Below are 3,444 nucleotides of genomic sequence, written 5' to 3' on the forward strand. Positions count from 1 at the left end.
CCGCTCAGTGGGTTCTCCCGCTGAGCTGCCGGTCGGGGGGTTCCGCGGTCAGGTGCTGGATCAACGAGCCGCTACAGTCTGACGGCTGTATGAAAGCAGGGACATGACAGGGGAGGGTCATGCAGACACAACTCAGGGAGACCGCCGACGAACTGGCAGGTGTCCTGTGGAGAGAACACACCGTCTACCGCGAGCGCGGCGGCGGAGTGGTGATCCGAGGGGAACACGTACGGCGCTGGATCAGCATGGCGCCGACCGGCGGACGGGACCAGGCGCTGATCCGCGCCGGCCGGATCCTGGACGGCGGCACCAGTGCTCCGGCCCGGCTGGAGGTCGTCGTCGACCTCACCGCCGGGACGGCGGAACTGGCCGCGGTCTGCCGCCGTCTGCTCGCCGAGACCGCCGCCGGAACGGAAGCGCCCGCTCCGGCACCGCCCCGGCCAGGGAGGCAGAGGGCGCCGCGCGCGAAGCGGGCCGGGCGGGCGCCGAAGGGGCGGCGCATGAGCCTTGCCTCCTGGGTGGTCCTGCTCACCGTCACGGGCATCGTGGCGCTGTGGGCCTACTCCGTCCTCGCCGGCCCGGCGGGACGGTAGGAGCCGGAGCCGAACGCCGGTTCACCCCGCGGCACCGGGAGGGGCGGGGTGGACCGGCGTGCCGGCGCCCCGCTCCTTGCGGACGAACGCCCGCCGCAGAGCGTGGTAGGAGGCGTGGGGATCCGAGAACGTCCGCAGCATGCGGGCCAGTTCGTCCTGCCGGTACGCGGCGAGCGGCCTGACCGACTCGTCGCGCTCGCGCCGCACCTTCTTCGCCGCGACACGAGCCGACGTCTGCGGGGCCACGGCATGCCGCAGGGCCAGGCGCACGACCTCGCCGGAGAACTCCTGCGGGCCGCACGCGATCAGCCGGTCCACGAGACCGAGCCCGACGCCCGACGCGGCGCTCACGGGCCGTGCGTCCCGGGTCAGCCGCCGGGCGGCGTCCGTGCCCACCCGGCGCGGCAGCGTGTAGGTCCAGTACTCGGACCCGTACAGGCCCATCAGGCGGTAGTGGGGGTTCAGGACGACACCACTGCGGCACCAGACCTCGTCGGCGGCGAGGGCCAGCATGGCGCCGCCCGCCGCGGCGTTGCCGCCGAGCGCGGACACCACGAGCCGGTCGGTGGTGGTCAGGACGGCCTCGACGAGGTCGTCGATGGCGTTGATGTTCGCCCAGGACTCCGCACACGGATCGGCGGCGGCCTCGATCACGTTGAGGTGGATGCCGTTCGAGAAGAAGTCCCGCCCGCCGCCGAGGACCAGCACCGACGTGGGCCGGGTGCAGGCGGTGCGGTACGCGTCGAGCAGTCGGCGGCAGTGGTCCGTGCTCATGGCGCCGCCGGGGAAGGAGAACGAGAGAACGCCGACCGGCCCGTCCTCGTGGTACCGGATGTCGCTCCAGCCCGCTGCCGTGCCGCTCGACTCCGGTCTGACGGGGTGTTCGGGGAGCGGGGGCAGCCGGTCGCCGAGCGCGGTCACCGCGGGCAGTCTGATCTGTGCGGGGCCGCCAGGAAGGCGCCGGCGGCGCAGTTCGGGGATCCACACGGCGCCGTCGGCGGTGGCGCGGCAGACGGCGCCGGTGCGGGTGGCGAGGAGCCGGCCGGGCGGCCCCGTGAGCTCGCGCTCCGGGTGGCCGCCGTGCAGGTACCACTCCTCGCCGAGCAGATCGTCGAGCACGCCGGGGACCGAATCGGCCGCGCGCAGAGCCCGGAGCGCCGCTTCCGTACTGGCCGACTCCCAGTCGATGCGCCGCAGTTGCTGGCGCAGGACGGGCCGCACCGTGACCGCGCCGGGCTCCGACGGCTGCCGCCGCGGCACGTAGGTGCCCGACGCGAAACGTTCCACCGCCAGCGTGACCGCCGCCAGCGCCGCGTCGGAGATCTCGTTGCGGTACAGATCGCTCTTGCCCACCGGCGGCACGAGGCAGTCAGCGGTCGCCCACACGTCACCGGCGTCCATCTCGCCGTTCGCCTCGAGTACCGTCACGCCCCAGCGGTCCACCCCGGCCTGGATCGCCCAGTCGAGCGAGGAGGGGCCGCGGTCGCCGACCGGACCCGGATGCACGACGAGACAGGTGTGCGCCGACCACACGTCCTCGGGGATGACGCACGTCAGCATCGGAGCGATGACGAGCCGGGGTGCGTGCCGGGTCACCGCCTGCCGCACCGCGGGTCCTCCGGTGACCACTTCCGCCGTCACGTGGTGCCCGGCGTCCCGCAGTTCGGCGTACACGCGCTGCGTGAGACTGTTGAAGGCGCTCGCCACGAGCAGGATCCGCATACCGACCTTCCTGTCCGCGCTCCGGCGCCGTGATCGCGCCGGACCGCCGCCGTCGTCGTCCCGCGCGCGCTGCGTCCGGGCGCAGCGGGCCGCGGCCGTCCTTCGAAAGTGACGGACCTCGTGGCCGCTCGGCGGGGTGACGGCCGGGAATGCGCTCATGCGCGTAGCCGCGCCTACGCAGTTCGCAGGATGCCGAGTGCACGGCCGCCGCTCAGCAAGGGCGTGTACGGGTTTTCCCCCAGAGCATGTGTCGGGTCAGCCGGGTTCTTCCGGAGGTCCGCGGCTCCTACCGTCGAGGTATCGGCGCTGACACAGGCGCCACGAGCCCAGGAGTCCTCATGCGTAAGGCGGTCGGTCTCGCCCTCGGTCTGGTCGGCACGTTCTTCATCTGCCGTGCCCTCGTGGAACCGTTCCTCATCGACTACAGCGACCCGTCCTCGTACGCGAACGACTGGGGCGGACCACATCTGCTCGGAGTGCTCGCGGTGCACTGTCTTCCCGGGGTGCTGGCGGCATGGCTGATGTTCCGCGCGGCCCGACGCCATCCCTCGCGCGTCACGCGGGCGCGGGACACGGCGCCTGAACGGGCGGCCGGGCAGCGCCGGTAGACGGTAGGGACGGCAAGCGGTAGGCGGTAGGGACAGCAGGCGGCAGGCGGCAGGCGGCAGGCGGCAGGCGGACCCTGAGCGACGTGGTGACAGGCCGAGCCGCCGCGGCCGCGCCCCACGACGGTGCTGTCGTCCGTCACCGGCCGCCTTCCTGAGCACGCCACCGCTCGTAGGCCTCTCGGATCGCGGCAGGAATGCGTCCGTGGTCGTTCACGACGAAGCCGTTGCCTCGCGCCCACCGGCGCACGGGGTCGTTCCCGGGGTCGTTCTCGGCGCCTTGTCCGCCCGCGCGGACGCCACGGCCTCCCCCGTCGTCCGGCGCGGCGCCCCCGAGCCGCTCGGCCACCTCCTGGAAGAAGGCGGACAGCGAGAGGTACTCGTCGTCCGCCGGGGACCGCCCTTCGCACCAGGACCCGACCGTGCCGGTGCGCGCGTTCACGAACCTGCCCGAGAAGCCGTCGCGCTCCGCGACGAACGGCACCCATTCCCTGCGCCACGACGGGGCATCGGCGTCCCCGGAC

At 73.4% G+C, this 3,444-nt stretch carries 4 protein-coding genes; 2 read left to right on the forward strand and 2 right to left on the reverse strand.

Annotation, left to right across the window (positions count from 1 at the left end):
• Positions 1 to 119: 119 nt before the first annotated feature.
• Entirely contained in the window at positions 120 to 593 is a 474-nt protein-coding gene (locus tag GTW43_RS19850) for a hypothetical protein (RefSeq protein ID WP_161303361.1), read from the forward strand.
• Between the two features lie 21 nt (positions 594 to 614).
• On the opposite strand, the gene GTW43_RS19855 is transcribed toward GTW43_RS19850, so the two are convergent.
• Complete coding sequence (locus tag GTW43_RS19855) at positions 615 to 2,315, reverse strand: enoyl-CoA hydratase-related protein (protein ID WP_161303362.1); 1,701 nt, start codon at positions 2,313 to 2,315, stop codon at positions 615 to 617.
• A 338-nt stretch (positions 2,316 to 2,653) separates the two neighbouring features.
• Here GTW43_RS19855 and GTW43_RS37580 point away from each other — a divergent pair, with 338 nt between their 5' ends.
• On the forward strand, positions 2,654 to 2,923 hold the full coding sequence (locus GTW43_RS37580) for a hypothetical protein (RefSeq protein ID WP_202501720.1): 270 nt from the start codon (positions 2,654 to 2,656) through the stop codon (positions 2,921 to 2,923).
• 136 nt (positions 2,924 to 3,059) lie between these two features.
• Here GTW43_RS37580 and GTW43_RS19860 read toward each other — a convergent pair.
• Positions 3,060 to 3,444 (reverse strand): histone-like nucleoid-structuring protein Lsr2 (locus GTW43_RS19860; protein ID WP_202501721.1); only part of this gene is annotated, 385 nt, incomplete at its 5' end.

This window comes from Streptomyces sp. SID5785 (assembly GCF_009870065.1).
Lineage (GTDB): Bacteria > Actinomycetota > Actinomycetes > Streptomycetales > Streptomycetaceae > Streptomyces.